Origin of the sequence: Cupriavidus gilardii, assembly GCF_008801915.1 — a bacterium.
Taxonomy (GTDB): Bacteria; Pseudomonadota; Gammaproteobacteria; order Burkholderiales; family Burkholderiaceae; genus Cupriavidus; species Cupriavidus gilardii.
This window is the reverse complement of record NZ_VZOV01000006.1, coordinates 132745-147483: the sequence shown is the minus strand read 5'-3', so window position 1 is coordinate 147483 and position 14739 is coordinate 132745. Positions and strand designations below refer to the sequence as shown.

The following is a 14739-nucleotide window of genomic DNA, read 5'->3' as shown; positions in this document are numbered from 1 at the left end:
GCGGCCGTCCCGCCACGCCGCCCCCGCCACGCACCGAACCATCGAGGAAACCATGAGCGAACGAGATCCGGCCCCCGGCGACGACGGCAAGCTGGCCACCGCGGCGGCCTCCCCCGGCGGCGCGACCGTCGCCGCGCGGCGCTATCCGCAGCCGCTGTGGCCGCTGAACCTGCGCAACTGGACCATGGTCTGGTACCGCAACTACCGCGTCTGGCGCAAGCTGGCGATCCCGTCGATGATCGGCAACCTGGCCGATCCGATGATCTATCTGTTCGGCCTCGGGCTGGGGCTGGGACTGCTGGTCGGGCGCGTCGACGGCGTCTCATACATCGCCTTCCTCGCCGCCGGCACCACCGCCTCCAGCGTGATGATGTCGGCCAGCTTCGAGTCGATGTATTCGGCCTTCTCCCGCATGCATGTGCAGCGCACCTGGGAGGCCATCATGCACGCGCCGCTGACGCTCGGCGACGTGGTGCTCGGCGAGGTGCTGTGGGCCGCCAGCAAGGCGGTGCTGTCCGGCGTGGCGATCATGCTGGTGGCCAGCGCGCTCGGCTACGCGCAGATGCCCAACGCGCTGCTGGCGCTGCCGGTGATCGCGCTGGCGGGCATCGCCTTCGCCAGCCTCGCGATGATCGTCACCGCGCTGGCGCCCAGCTACGACTTCTTCATGTTCTACCAGACGCTGGTGATGACGCCGATGCTGCTGCTGTCGGGCGTGTTCTTCCCGCTGGAACAGCTGCCGCCCGGCGTGCAGTCCGCCACGCAGGCGCTGCCGCTGGCGCACGCGGTGGCGCTGATCCGGCCGCTGATGCTGGACCGCCCGGTCGAGCAGGTCGGGTTGCATCTGGCGGTGCTGGCCGCGTATGCGGCGGTGGCGCTGGTGGCGGCGCTGATGCTGCTGCGCCGGCGGATGCTGCGCTGAGGCGGGACACCTTCGGCGTCGTTCCCGCGCAGGCGGGAACCCAGCGTCGTGGATAGCCACCGGGTCCCCGCCTGCGCGGGGACGACGGACTGGCTGAAAGCAAGAAGCCGGCCCCAGGCCGGCTTTTGTTCTTGCTGGCCCAGCGAGCCGGGATCAGTCGCGCAGCCCGCGCAGCAGGTCCGCCTTCAGATCCTCGACCGACTCGAGCCCCACCGCCATGCGGATCAGGCCCTCGCCGATGCCGGCCGCGGCCTTGGCCTCGGGGCTGACGCGCGCGTGCGTGGTGGTGTACGGATGGGTGATCGTGGTGCGCGTGTCGCCCAGGTTGCCGGTGATCGAGCACAGCCGCGTGCTGTCGATCACGCGCCAGGCATTGGCGCGCTGCTGTTCCGGCGTCGCGCCCTTCAGTTCGAACGACACGATCGCACCGCCGCCGCTTTGCTGGCGCATCGCGATCTCGTGCTGCGGGTGCGACTTCAGCGCGGGATGATAGACGCGCGCCACCGCCGGATGCGATTCGAGGAACTGGGCCAGTGCCATCGCGCTGGCCGAATGACGCTCCATGCGGATCGCCAGCGTCTCCATGCCCTTGAGCATGACCCAGGCGTTGAAGGCCGACAGCGTCGGGCCGGCGGTCCGCACGAAGGGGAACACCTTGCCCATGATGAAGTCGTGCTTGCCCAGCACCGCGCCACCCAGCACGCGCCCCTGGCCGTCGATATGCTTGGTCGCCGAATGCACGACGATGTCGGCGCCGAAGCGCAGCGGCTGCTGCAGCGCCGGCGAGCAGAAGCAGTTGTCGACCACCAGCAGCGCGCCGGCATCGTGCGCGATCTCGGCCACCGCCGCGATGTCGGCGACCTCGGTCAGCGGATTCGACGGCGTCTCCAGGAAGAACAGCCTGGTATTGGGCCTGACCGCGGCGCGCCAGCCGGCCAGGTCGGTGCCGTCGACAAAGGTTGTCTCGACGCCGAACTTCGAGAAGATGTTCGAGAACAGCGTCATCGTCGAGCCGAAGATTGCGCGCGAGCTGATCAGATGGTCGCCCGCCTGCATCGACGACAGCACCACCGACAGGATCGCGCTCATGCCCGAGGCGGTCGCCATGCAGGCCTCCGCGCCTTCGAGCGCGGCCAGCCGCTGCTGGAACATGCTGACGGTCGGATTGGTGAAGCGCGAGTAGGTATAGCCCTGTTCCGAGTTGGCAAAGCGCTCGGCGGCCTCGGCGGCGCTGCCGAAGCAGAAGCTCGACGTCAGGTACATCGCCTCCGAATGCTCCATGAACTCGCTGCGCAGCGTGCCGGCGCGCACGCCGAGCGTATCAATGCCGAGGGAGTCGAGGTCGAGCGGTTCGTTCATGGTCGGAGAAGCGCCAGGCGGCGCGCAGAAGATGGTAGTTCGATGGGTGTTCCCCTCTCCCGCTTGCGGGAGAGGGGTTGAGGAGAGGGCAAACGACGCCCGCAATGCCAACGTCCGTGCCATGGCGAACGCCCTGCCCTCTCTCACGCCCCTCTCCATCAATGGAAGAGGGGAGCAAACCGCCGGCAACGTTGCGGCGGCGGCAGTCTTACTCGTTGCCGCCCGAGCGCTGCAGATGCAGCTGCGAGCGCTCGGTATCGCCGCCGCCTTCTCGGTCGGCCTGGCTGCGCGCGGTCTCGAGGCGGTCCAGATAGGCCTCGTCGATATCGCCGGTGATGTACTTGCCGTCGAAGCACGAGGCCTCGAAGTCCTTCAGCGCCGGGTTGATGTCGCGCACCGCCTGCTTCATTGCCTCGACATCCTGGTAGACCAGCTGGTCGGCGCCGATGATGCGGCAGATCTCGTCATGGCTGCGGCCATGCGCGACCAGTTCGCTGCGGGTCGGCATGTCGATGCCGTAGACGTTGGGGAATTTCACCGGCGGCGCCGCGGACGCGAAGATCACCTTGTTGGCGCCGGCATCGCGCGCCATCTGCACGATCTCGAACGAGGTGGTGCCGCGCACGATCGAGTCGTCGACGATCAGCACGTTCTTGCCCTTGAACTCGACGCCCATCGCGTTGAGCTTCTGGCGCACCGACTTCTTGCGCACCGCCTGGCCGGGCATGATGAAGGTGCGGCCGACATAGCGGTTCTTGAAGAAGCCCTCGCGATAGTTCAGGCCGAGCTTGTTGGCGACCTGCATTGCCGCCGGCCGGCTCGAATCGGGAATCGGCATCACCACGTCGATATCGCCGGCGCTGACCTCGCTGCGGATCTTCTCGGCCAGGTAGTCGCCCATGCGCAGGCGCGCATCGTAGACCGGCACGCCGTCGATGCATGAATCGGGCCGAGCCAGGTAGACGTATTCGAAGATGCAGGAGTTCAGCAGCGGATTGTCGGCGCACTGCCTGGTGTACAGCTTGCCGTCCAGATCGATGAAGATCGCCTCGCCCGGCGCCACGTCGCGCTCGAGCTTGTAGCCGATGCCTTCGAGCGCCACCGATTCCGACGCGACCATCCATTCCTTGCCGTTGGGCGTCTCGACGCTGCCCAGGCACAGCGGGCGGATGCCGAACGGATCGCGCACCGCCAGCATGCCGTAGCCGGCGATCTGCGCGGCGATCGCGTACGAACCGCGCACGCGGCGGTGCATGCCGGCCACCGCGGCGAAGATGATCTCGGGATCGAGCGAGGTGCCGTTGCTGGCGCGCTGCAGCTCGTCGGCCAGCACGTTCAGCAGCACCTCGGTATCCGAATGCGTATTGATGTGGCGGCGATCGCGCCGGAACATCTCCTCGCGCAGCTGCTGCCAGTTGGTCAGGTTGCCGTTATGCGCCAGGATGATGCCGTACGGCGCATTGACGTAGAACGGCTGGGCCTCTTCCTCGCTGGAGGCCGAGCCCGCGGTCGGGTAGCGCACCTGGCCGATGCCCGCCGCGCCCGGCAGGCCGCGCATATTGCGCGTGCGGAACACGTCGCGCACCAGGCCGTTGGCCTTGTGCATGTGGAAGGTGCTGCCGTTGGCGGTCGCGATGCCCGCGGCGTCCTGACCGCGGTGCTGCAACAGCAGCAGGCTGTCGTAAATCAACTGATTGACGGGCGTGGCAGACACCACACCGACGATACCGCACATGCCAAGCTCCCAGGAAAGGCTTTGATTCGGCGCGCCCTGCGCGCTGCCGACGGCAGACCAGGCGCGAAAATTTCATGCCGGGCGGGTGCCCGGCCTCAAGTTCTGACGTATTTTGCGATTTCCGGCGGCAACCAGGGCCGCAGCGACTCCATCGCGGCGATCACATAGGGGCGCGACACCGCGTCGCGCCAGAAAGGTTCGTCGGGCAATCTGGTGAAGCCGGCCAACGTGACCAGCAGCATCACCACCAGCGCGCCGCGCGCCACTCCGAACACCAGTCCCAGCCCCCGATCGGCCGGCTTCAGGCCGGTGGTCTCCAGCAGCTGGCCGATCACCGCGCCGACCAGCGCCGCACCGATCACGGTGCCGAAGAACAATACCGCGAATCCCGCGGCGCTGCGCGCGAGCGCTCCGCCGGGCAGCGACTCGGGCATCCATTGCGCCGCGACGCCGACATAGTTGTAGGCCACGAAGAAGGCCGCGATCCAGCCCACCAGCGACAGCAGTTCGCGCATCAGGCCGCGCAGCGCGCCGACCAGCCCCGAGGCGATCAGCACGAACACGACCGCGTAGTCGAAGAACGTCAGCTGCATTCCCGCCAGCACCGCTGTCCGCCGCCGCTCAGAGCTCGACCACGCGGGCCGTCAGGCCGGTCGCGCGGACCCGCTTCTCGGCGGCGTCGGCGGCATCGCGGTCGGAAAACGGGCCGGCGCGCAGCAGGATGCGTTCGCCGTCGGCCAGCGCCTTGCGTTCGATATATGCGGGCACCTTGTTCGCCTTCAACTTGCTCATCCACTGCCTGGCCTTGTCCTCGGTCGAGAAGGCGCCGACGAGGATCACATATTTGCCGCTGCCGGACGATTTGGCTTCCGCCCTGGATTCGGGCTTCGATTCCGGCTTGGGATCGGCCTTGGCCACCGCTTCGGTGCGCTCGGCGGGCTTTTCCGCCGGCTTGTCGACCCCACGGGCTGCCGGCGCGCTGACCAGTTCCTCGCCGGCATCGAGCGCCTGCGCGTCGAGGCGGGATTGCTGCTGAGGCGGCAGCGGCGCGGCCTTGCGCGGCTCGGGCCTGGCCTGCGCGTCGCCCTGGCCGCCGCTCAGGCGCACCGCGATCTGGTCCGCGGCAGGACGCGGCTCGGTCTCGAATACGATCGGCAGCACGATGACCGCGGCCACCGTCATCACCAGCGCGCCGATCAGGCGGCGCCGCGCGCGTTGCTTCTGCGGGAATTCCGGGTCCAGCATGTCGTCCGCGTAATCGTCGGCACCTCGGTCGGCACCTCGGTCGGCACCCCGGCGCGTATCGCGGCTGCCGGCGCGCGTGCCGGCGTCGCTGCGGGCGCGCCGTGCGCGCTCCGGTGACGCGTCTTTGCCCTTGCGGAAGGAAAACAGCGAAAGCAGGCCCATAGATTGGTTCGGTGCGGGCAGCAGGCGCGGCCGCCCCTTGAGTTTGTCGCTCGACCGCGGTGCGTGCCCCGGATTTGCCCGGGGTCGTGTCCGAGAAAACAGTCCGGCAGGCTAGTTGGCCTGGGTCGCGCGGTACGCCATCACGCCGGCCACGGTATAGAACGATCCGAAGACCAGGATTCTATCATTCTCGGTGGCACGCTCGATGGCGTCCCGATAGGCCGCTTCCGGGCTCGCAAAGCACGCCGCGGTGGCATCCGGACCCGGCCGGAAGCCGCCCTGCTCCAGGTGCTCGAGCAGGTCCTGCGCGCTGGCCGCGCGCGGCGTCGGCAGGTCGCACAGGCACCAGTGATCGACCTTGTCGCTCAGATGGCGCAGCACGCCGGCGATGTCCTTGTCCGCCATCGCGCCGAACACCGCGTAGGTGTAGCGGAAGAACCCCATGTTGTCGAGGCTCTGGCCCAGCGTCGCGGCGGCATGGGGGTTGTGGGCGACGTCGAGAATCACCGTCGGACGGCCCGCCATCACCTGGAAGCGCCCCGGCAGATCGACGAACGCAAGCCCATTGCGGACCTCCTGCGCGCTGACCGGCAGCCGGTCGCGCACCGCCTGCAGCGCGGCCAGCGCGGCCGAGGCGTTCAGCAGCTGGTTGGCGCCGCGCAGCGCCGGATAGCCGAGCCCATTGAGCTTGCGGCCGCGGCCGCTCCAGTCCCACTGCAGGCGCTCCTGGCCCTTGGCGGCCTGGTGCTGGAAATCGCGGCCGACCAGCCACAGGTCGGCGCCGATCGTCTCGGCGTGCTGGACCAGCGAGGCCGGCGGCATCGGGTCCCCGCAGATCGCCGGCACGTGCGGGCGGAAGATGCCGGCCTTCTCGAAGCCGATCTTCTCGCGGGTGTCGCCCAGGTACTGGGCATGGTCGATATCGACGCTGGTGACGATCGCGCAGTCGGGATCGAACACATTGACCGCGTCGAGCCGGCCGCCCAGCCCGACCTCCAGGATGATCGCGTCGAGCTGCGCGGCGGCGAAGGCATGGACGATCGCCAGCGTGGTGAACTCGAAATAGGTCAGGCTGACCGGGTCGGCAAAGCTGGTGCGGGCCCGCTCGACCGCCTCGAAATGCGGCAGCAGCTGGGCGTCGGTGGCGATCTCGCCGTTGATGCGGGCGCGCTCGTTGAACGACAGCAGGTGCGGCGAGGTATGGCAGCCGACCTTGTAGCCCGCTTCCAGCAGGATGCGCTCGAGCATTGCGCAGGTCGAACCCTTGCCGTTGGTGCCGCCCACGGTGAAGACCAGCGCGTCGATGCGCAGGCCCAGCGCTTCCTTGACGCGGCTGATCCGGGTCAGGCCCATGTCGATGCCGACCGGGTGCGCGGTTTCGAGGTGGGCCAGCCACTCGGGCAGGGAGGAGAAGATAGGCATGATGCTGCAGTGATGAACTGGAGTTCTCGGGCACACCGCCGCTCTCCCGCTTGCGGGAGAGGGGCTGGGGGAGAGGGCAACCGCGATGACAGGCCTGGGCGGGTTCGAGCCCCCCTTCTCCCCGACCCTCTGCCCCTGAGGGGCGAGGGCGAACAGCACCCGTGAATCGATACTACGCAATGAAGAACGCGGACCAGGTCCGCGTCGTCAAACCAGCCTTCGGCGATCGGCGCCCGTTCAGGCCACCGCGTCGGCCGGCTGCTTCTGCAGCAGCGCCAGCAGTTGCGCCAGTTCGGCACGCAGCTTGCGCCGGTCGACGATCATGTCGATGGCGCCCTTCTGCAGCAGGAACTCGGCACGCTGGAAGCCTTCGGGCAGCTTCTCGCGCACGGTCTGCTCGATCACGCGCGGGCCGGCAAAACCGATCAGCGCCTTCGGCTCGGCGATCACCACATCGCCCAGGAAGGCGAAGCTGGCCGACACGCCACCCATGGTCGGGTCGGTCAGCACGCTGATGAACGGCAGCCTGGCGGCCGACAGCTTGTTCAGCATCGCGGTGGTCTTGGCCATCTGCATCAGCGACAGCAGGCTCTCCTGCATGCGGGCGCCGCCGGTGGCGCTGATGCAGATGAACGGCACCTTCTGCTCGAGCGCCGCCTGCGCGCCGCGGGCGAAGCGCTCCCCGACCACCGAACCCATCGAGCCGCCCATGAAGGCGAATTCGAAGCAGCTGACCACCACCGGAATGGTGTGGATCGCGCCGCCCATCACGACCATCGCGTCGGTTTCGCCGGTCTCGTCCATCGCGGCCTTGATGCGGTCCGGATATTTCTTCGAGTCCTTGAACTTGAGCGCGTCGACCGGCACGATTTCCTGGCCGATCTCATAGCGGCCCTCGGCGTCGAGCAGCGAATCGAGCCGCTCGCGCGCGCGGATGCGCATATGGTGGTCGCACTTGGGACAGACATGCAGATTGGCCTCGACGTCGGTCCGGTACAGCACGGACTCGCACGACGGGCATTTGACCCACAGGCCCTCGGGGATGCCCTTGCGGGACGAGGGGTCGGTCTGTTGAATCTTCGGGGGCAGGAGTTTATCCAACCAGCTCATCAAAACGCTCCTTTCGGATAAGGCCGCGGCCCGGCGCATCGCAGCGTGATACTGCCTACGCGCGCGCAGGTGGCAGGCCCGGCCATCGGCCAAGGCGGCGAATGTACCACGGGCGCCGACCCGGGGCCGAGATTCTGTGCTGCGGAAAGCAGGAATCGGCGGACACCGGCCGGGAAATCTCCCCGAAGCTAGCCGATGATCGCCGATATGAGGCTAATACATCACGCCCTGGCGTCCAGCGCCGTGCGGATCTCCGCGATGAACGAACGCAGCGATTGTACCGCCTGTTCCCGCGGCGCTTCCTCCAGCAGTTGCACCAGGCGGCTGCCGATCACGACCGCGTCGGCCACGCTGGCGATCGCACGCGCGGTCTGCGCGTCGCGGATGCCGAAGCCGACGCCGACCGGCAGGTTGGCGTGGCGCTTGATCACCGGCAGGCGCGCCGCGACGCTGTCCAGGTCGAGCGCGCCCGAACCGGTCACGCCCTTCAGCGACACGTAGTACAGATAGCCGCTGGCCACCCTGGCGACCTGCGCGATGCGGGCATCGGTGGTGGTCGGCGCCAGCAGGAAGATCGGGTCGATGCCGTGCTCGCGCATCAGCCCGGCAAACGATTCGCACTCCTCGGGCGGGTAGTCGACCACCAGCACGCCGTCGACGCCGGCGTCGCGGGCGGCCTGCGCGAAGGCCTGCTCGCCCATCCGCTCGATCGGATTGGCATAGCCCATCAGCACCACCGGCGTGGCGGCGTCGCGTTGGCGGAATTCGCGCACCCAGCCCAGCACCTGGGTCAGGCTGACGCCGTTGGCCAGCGCCCGCTCGGAGGCGCGCTGGATCACCGGGCCGTCGGCCATCGGGTCGGAGAACGGCACGCCGAGCTCGATCACGTCGGCACCGCCCTCGACCAGTGCATGCATCAGCGCGACGGTCAGGCCGGGCTCGGGATCGCCGGCGGTGATGAAGGGGATCAGGCCCTTCCTGCCTTGTGCGGACAGCGCCGCGAAAGTCGTTTGGATGCGGGACATGGTCAGGATGCGAGATGAGGCAGCGCGTCCGCCGGACCGGCGTCGTTGGCGGCTGCCGGGGTAGACGGAACGGCGGCGATCGAAGCGGCGGCGGCGGCTTCGGCGGCTTGCGCCGCCTGCGCCGCATCGGGCCGGGCCAGCGGCATCACCGAAGCCACACGCCCACGGGCAACGTCGACATAGGCCGGATTGATCTCGAAGCCGACGAAGCGGCGCCCGTGGCGCGCGCAGGCGACCGCGGTGGTGCCGCTGCCGGTGAACGGATCGAGCACCAGCCCGCCGGGCGGACAACTGGACAGCACCATCCGCTCGACGATCTGCAACGGCTTCTGCGTCGGATGGTCGGCCCGCTCCGGGTCCTGCCGATGGATGCGCGGCACGCTCCACAGGTCCTTCGGGTTGTAGCCGACCTCCAGCCACTTCTTGCCCTCGAAACGCGGGCGGCTGCGCGCCTTCTTGGTCTCGGCGTCGTACGGCACCCGCACCGAGTCCAGGTCGAAGTAATAGTCGCGGGCCTTGGCGAAGAAGCCGATGTTGTCGTGCACCGACGAATACTTGCGCGTGGTACCGCCCATGCTGGGCACGCGCCGGTCCCAGATGATCTCGTTGACCATCGTCAGCCGGCGCTTGAGCATCACGAACAGCTCGGGCGAGTACTGCCAGGTGCAGAACAGGTACAGCGAGCCGCGCGGCGACAGCTTGGGCACCACCGCGTCGATCCAGCGCTCGGACCATTCCAGATAGGCCTGGCCGGACAGCCGGTCCGAGTCGTTGCCGTAGTCCTTGCCGAGCCCATAGGGCGGGTCGGCGACCACCAGATCGATCGAACCGTCGGCCAGCCGGCGCACGCCGTCGAGCACGTCCTCCTGGTACAGCAGGGCCGGCAGCGCCGGCGCCGCGGTCAGCGCGATTGCGTCGCCGCCGACCGTCGGCGTGGCCTTGTCGGCAACGGAGGCGGCGGCGCCCGGTGCGGCTTCGGGAAGCGTGCGCATCAGAGCGTCAACCCCGCACGTTCGGCGACCGTGTGCATGTCCTTGTCGCCGCGGCCCGACAGGTTGACCAGCAGCAGCTTGTCCTTGGGCAGCGTCGGCGCCAGCTTGCACGCGTAGGCGATCGCATGGCTCGATTCGAGCGCCGGGATGATGCCCTCGATGCGGCAGCAATCGTGGAAGGCGCGCAGCGCCTCGTCGTCGGTGATGCACACGTATTCGGCACGGCCGCTGTCCTTGAGCCACGCGTGCTCGGGACCGACGCCCGGATAGTCGAGCCCTGCCGACACCGAATGCGTCTCGATGATCTGCCCGTTCGGATCCTGCAGCAGATAGGTGCGGTTGCCGTGCAGCACGCCGGGCGAACCGGCGCTCAGCGAGGCCGCGTGCCGGCCGGTATCGATGCCGTCGCCGGCTGCCTCGACGCCGATCAGCCTGACGTCCTGATGATCGATGTACGGATAGAAGATGCCCATCGCGTTGGAGCCGCCGCCGACGCAGGCGATCACCGCATCGGGCTGCCGGCCGGTCATCTCGGGCATCTGCACCTTGGCCTCCTCGCCGATCACGCACTGGAAATCGCGCACCATCGCGGGATACGGGTGCGGGCCGGCGACGGTGCCGATGATGTAGAAGGTGTTCTCGACGTTGGTGACCCAGTCGCGCATCGCCTCGTTCAGCGCATCCTTCAGCGTCTTCGAACCGCTCTCGACCGGCACCACGGTGGCGCCCAGCAGCTTCATCCGGTAGACGTTGGCGGCCTGGCGCTTGACGTCCTCGGCGCCCATATAGACCACGCACTCCATGCCGAAGCGCGCCGCGATGGTCGCGGTGGCCACGCCGTGCTGGCCGGCGCCGGTCTCGGCGATCACGCGCGGCTTGCCCATCTTGCGGGCCAGCAGCGCCTGGCCGATCACGTTGTTGATCTTGTGCGCGCCGGTGTGGTTCAGGTCCTCGCGCTTGAAGTAGATCTGCGCGCCGCCGAGCGTCTCGCTCCAGCGCTGCGCATGATAGATCGGCGACGGACGGCCGACGAAGTGCTTGAGCTCACGCCGGAATTCGGCCTCGAACTCGGCGTCGGTGCGCAGGTTGGCATAGGCCTCGCGCAATTCGTCCAGCGCGTAGGTCAGGGTCTCGGAGACGAAGGTACCGCCATAGGGGCCGAAGTGGCCGCGGGAATCGGGCAGGTTGTACATGAGTGGGGCTTCCGGGTGGCGCGGCCGTCCTCGTTGGATCGGCCGCGGCAGGGGAACAGGGTGGCTTGCGGGACCGGCGCGATGTCTGTCATCGGCGCCGGTCGGCCGCCAGGCTCAGGCGGCGTGGTTGGCATCCGCGGCGCGCACCGCGCGCACGAAGTCGGCGATGCGGGCGGGATCCTTGACGCCCTTGGCCGCCTCCACGCCGCTGCTGACATCGACGGCGTAGGGGCGCACGCGCTCAATCGCGCCAGCCACGTTTTGCGCGTTCAACCCACCACTCAAAACGATGCGAGGAGCGGCGCTTGCGGTTCGATTGCCGTTGCATGGTGATGTGCCGGGTTCAGGCGCAATCCATCCGGGAGGGATCAGGGTCCAGTCGAAGGCGTGACCGCCGCCGCCATAGCCTTCGACGAAGGCATCGAGCAGGATGGCCGCGGCGTCACGATATTGATCGCCGAATTCTACCAAATCGAGGCCGGGACGCACGCGCGCGGCGCGCAGGAACGGCAGCCGGCAGCGCTGGGCGGCGCGCGCGCAGTCCTGCGCGCTCTCGTCGCCGTGGAACTGCAGCAGCGACAGCGGCACGCGTTCGGCCACGTGCGCGACCTCCTCGGCGTCGGCATTGACGAACAGGCCGACCACCGCGACGAAGGGGCCGGCGGCCTCGGCGAGCGCGGCGGCACGGGCCACGTCGACATGGCGCGGGCTGCCGGGATAGAACACCAGCCCGATCGCATCGGCGCCGGCATCGACGGCCGCGCGCACATCGTCCTCGCGAGTCAGCCCGCAGATCTTGATGCGGGTGCGCGGGCGGACCGGCACGAACTGCGCCTCGGCGCCGGGCACGCTAGTTGGCGAAGGCATCGGCAAACACTCCATGAAACAGGCTGCCGGCCGGATCGGCGGCCGGGATGCCATAGGGCTCAGGATACCTGACGCCGGCCAGATACAGGCCGTCCGGCATGAAGGTCGGCGCGGCCATGCTGCGCTGGCGCGAAGCCAGCACCTCGGCCAGCCACGAGGCGGGATAGCGCCCGCGCCCCACCGCCACCAGGCAACCCATCAGGTTGCGCACCATATGGTGCAGGAAGGCGCTGGCGCGAAAACGCAGGAACACCCAGTCGCGGTCGGCGTGGATGCGGATCTCGTACATGGTCTTGACCGGCGACCTGGCCTGGCATTCGGCGGCGCGGAAGGCCGAGAAATCATGCTCGCCGATCAGGCAGGCGGCAGCCTCGCGCATCGCCTCCACGTCCAGCCGCTTGCCCGGCGGCAGCATCAGGTAGCCTGCGCGGCCGTGCACCAGCGGCGCGCGGTGCGGGCCGGTGTAGAGCGCGTAGTAGTAGGTCCGCTCGAACGCGGCGAAGCGCGCGTGAAACGCCTCGTCGACCGGCTTGGCCCATTGCAGCGCGATGGTCGGCGGCAGGAAGGCATTGACGCCGCGCACCCACGAGAACGGCTCGCGCGACAGCACGGTATCGAGGTGGATCACCTGCCCCAGCGCATGGACGCCCGCGTCGGTCCGCCCCGCCACCGTGGTCGGCAGCCGCTCGCCGGCGAACTGCGCGATGGCGTCCTCGAGCACGTCCTGCACGGTATTGCGGTGCGGCTGCGACTGCCAGCCGGAGAAGGCGGTGCCGTCGTAGTGGAGGCCGAGAGCGAGACGGGTCATGGATGCAGGATCACGGACGAGGCGGCGTGCCGGGGGACGTATCGGGGGGCGCCATGATATCAGGCGAGCCCTTGGCGGAACGGTTGCCGGCATCGCCGCCATCGAGATCGAGCGAGATTCCGCCGAGGTCGAAGGCCAGCGGACGGGGCGCGGTCGTGCGCGGGGCGTGCGGCTCGTCAGGCTCGATGTCCTGACCGTCATCAGCCTCTGTCGGAACTTCGGCGAACGCCTGCGCCGCGGACGCCGGCGCGGCGATCGGCTGGTCGCCGGCGGGCGCCGGGAAGGCGTCGAGCGGCAGGCTCAGTCCGGTCAGCGCGACCGGCGCACCGGCCAGGATATCGTCGCCGGCCGGCGTCGCCGGCGCCCCCGCCTGCCCGGCCAGCGGCCGGCGCTGACGGCGGTACAGCGCATAGCCGCCCAGCAGTGCGATCGCCAGGCCCCCGCCGGGCAGCGTCCAGGGGCTCTGCAGCAGCGTGTCGAACCACGAGGACGAGGCGTGCCGCGGCGAATTGGCGGGCGCCGAGGCGGCGGCGGCCGGTGCGGCCGTTGCGGACATCGCCGGCGCAGCCGCGGCGGGCTGCGTCGCTGATGCGACCGCGGCGGGGGCCGCCGGCGTGCTGGCGCCCTGCGCCTGCGTCTGCGTCTGCGTCTGCGGCTGCGGCTGCGGCTGAGAAGCACCCTGCCCGTCCTGCCCCAGCCTGGCCAGCTCGGCGCTCTTCATCTCGAGCAGGCGCTGCATGTCGCCAACGTTCTTGCGCAACTGCGTCAGGCGCTCCTCCGCCTCGCGCAACTGGCGCTCGCGCGCGAGCTTCGCCTCGGCGGTCTCGCCGCTGGGCGCCACGGCGCCCGCCTCCGGCTTGCTGAGCCGCAGCTCATCGCGGGCCTGCTCCGGCACGGCGGCGTCGCGCACCCGCGCGGTGATCTGCCCGCGCTGCTGCTGGCCGCTCTGCGGCTGCACCTGCATCGCCGCGGCCGCATCGGCCAGCCGGTTGCGGTAGGCATCGAAGGCGCGGGTATGCGCGACGATCTCGCGGCGCGCCTCCGGCCCGGCGATCGATCCGGACTGTTGCGCCGACGGCAGCGACAGCACCGCGCCCGCCTTCAGCCGGTTCATGTTGCCGGCGATGAAGGCGTCGCGATTGGCGCGGTACAGCGCGACCACCATTTGATCGAGGGAGACGGCGTCGCGCTGCTGCACCAGTTCGCGCGCGATGCCGTACAGATGGTCGCCGCGGCGGACCGTGTAGCTGCCGCCGGCCACCGCGGGCGGCGTTGTGGCCGGCTTCGTGGCCGGCTTTGCTGCGGAGTTCGCGGCCGCGGGCCGCTGCTCCACGGCAGTGGCGGCCGCCGGCGCGGCCGGCTCCGGCGTGGCGGCCTGCACCAGCGGCGCTGCGCCGGTGTCGGGCTGCGCCGCGATGGCGGGATCGGCCGGTGGCGCGGCCAGCAGCACGGTGTAGGCCCGCGTTGTCGTGGCAGACGTCCCGATCGCCCCGCCCGTCCCCGTCGCCCCGCCCGGCCCGCGCAGCTCCAGCAGCAGATCGATGAAGTTCTCGCCGATCGGCTGCGCCGAGCGCAGCAGGGCCACATGGCGGCCGTCGGCGTTGCGCGCCAGCTGGATCTGCAGCCCGCCGGCCCCCGCCGGATAGGTCAGTCCCGCCGCCGCATAGGCCTGGGGCGAGGCCAGCGCCAGCGTCAAGCCCTCGCCCTCCCCGGCCGCGACGTCGCGCAGCTCGATCTCGGCCTGCAGCGGCTGGCCCTGCGCCGAGCGCACCTGCAGCGATCCCAGCGACGCCGCTTCGGCGGGCGCAGGCAGCAGCGCCTGGCTCAGCAGCACGCCGAGGACGGCGGCCGCCAGCGCGTGGCGGCGCGGCCGGCTTGGGCCGTGCGGACGAGGCGGGC

13 protein-coding genes are annotated in these 14739 nt (G+C 69.5%); 1 reads left to right on the top strand and 12 read right to left on the bottom strand.

Annotated elements, in window-relative coordinates:
- Positions 1 to 52 precede the first annotated feature (52 nt).
- Entirely contained in the window at positions 53 to 922 is an 870-nt protein-coding gene (locus F7Q96_RS10330) for an ABC transporter permease (protein WP_151022599.1), read from the top strand.
- A 153-nt stretch (positions 923 to 1075) separates the two neighbouring features.
- Here the strand turns inward: F7Q96_RS10330 and F7Q96_RS10325 are convergent, their stop codons facing one another.
- The 12 genes from F7Q96_RS10325 to F7Q96_RS10270 all read right to left on the bottom strand — a co-directional run bounded on the left by F7Q96_RS10325 (position 1076) and on the right by F7Q96_RS10270 (position 14674).
- Entirely contained in the window at positions 1076 to 2281 is a 1206-nt protein-coding gene (locus F7Q96_RS10325; RefSeq protein ID WP_053822183.1) for an O-succinylhomoserine sulfhydrylase, read from the bottom strand.
- Positions 2282 to 2489: 208 nt separating this feature from the next.
- Positions 2490 to 4016: an amidophosphoribosyltransferase gene (gene purF, locus F7Q96_RS10320; RefSeq protein ID WP_053822184.1), complete on the bottom strand. Its 1527-nt coding sequence runs from the start codon at positions 4014 to 4016 to the stop codon at positions 2490 to 2492.
- 95 nt (positions 4017 to 4111) lie between these two features.
- The gene (locus F7Q96_RS10315; protein WP_151022597.1) at positions 4112 to 4609 is read right to left on the bottom strand and encodes a CvpA family protein; all 498 of its coding nucleotides are present in this window, start codon (positions 4607 to 4609) and stop codon (positions 4112 to 4114) included.
- Positions 4610 to 4637: 28 nt separating this feature from the next.
- Entirely contained in the window at positions 4638 to 5423 is a 786-nt protein-coding gene (locus F7Q96_RS10310; RefSeq protein ID WP_053822185.1) for an SPOR domain-containing protein, read from the bottom strand.
- 111 nt (positions 5424 to 5534) lie between these two features.
- On the bottom strand, positions 5535 to 6845 hold the full coding sequence (folC, locus tag F7Q96_RS10305; protein WP_053822186.1) for a bifunctional tetrahydrofolate synthase/dihydrofolate synthase: 1311 nt from the start codon (positions 6843 to 6845) through the stop codon (positions 5535 to 5537).
- 237 nt (positions 6846 to 7082) lie between these two features.
- Complete coding sequence (gene accD / locus F7Q96_RS10300) at positions 7083 to 7955, bottom strand: acetyl-CoA carboxylase, carboxyltransferase subunit beta (RefSeq protein WP_006579934.1); 873 nt, start codon at positions 7953 to 7955, stop codon at positions 7083 to 7085.
- A 221-nt stretch (positions 7956 to 8176) separates the two neighbouring features.
- Positions 8177 to 8980, bottom strand: a complete 804-nt coding sequence (gene trpA / locus F7Q96_RS10295) for a tryptophan synthase subunit alpha (RefSeq protein ID WP_053822187.1) — start codon at positions 8978 to 8980, stop codon at positions 8177 to 8179.
- Between the two features lie 2 nt (positions 8981 to 8982).
- Positions 8983 to 9972, bottom strand: coding sequence for a DNA-methyltransferase (locus F7Q96_RS10290; RefSeq protein WP_082371507.1), 990 nt, complete (start codon positions 9970 to 9972; stop codon positions 8983 to 8985).
- Positions 9972 to 11165: a tryptophan synthase subunit beta gene (gene trpB / locus F7Q96_RS10285; RefSeq protein WP_053822188.1), complete on the bottom strand. Its 1194-nt coding sequence runs from the start codon at positions 11163 to 11165 to the stop codon at positions 9972 to 9974. Before trpB ends, F7Q96_RS10290 begins: the two co-directional genes overlap by 1 nt.
- 114 nt (positions 11166 to 11279) lie before the next feature.
- Positions 11280 to 12032, bottom strand: a complete 753-nt coding sequence (locus F7Q96_RS10280; protein WP_053822189.1) for a phosphoribosylanthranilate isomerase — start codon at positions 12030 to 12032, stop codon at positions 11280 to 11282.
- Positions 12016 to 12840 carry a tRNA pseudouridine(38-40) synthase TruA gene (gene truA / locus F7Q96_RS10275; protein WP_151022595.1) on the bottom strand — a complete coding sequence of 275 codons (825 nt, stop codon included), beginning with the start codon at positions 12838 to 12840 and terminating at the stop codon, positions 12016 to 12018. The genes F7Q96_RS10280 and truA overlap by 17 nt, the downstream gene beginning before the upstream one ends.
- Positions 12841 to 12850: 10 nt before the next feature.
- Entirely contained in the window at positions 12851 to 14674 is a 1824-nt protein-coding gene (locus F7Q96_RS10270; RefSeq protein WP_151022593.1) for a type IV pilus assembly protein FimV, read from the bottom strand.
- Between the last annotated feature and the right edge of the window lie 65 nt (positions 14675 to 14739).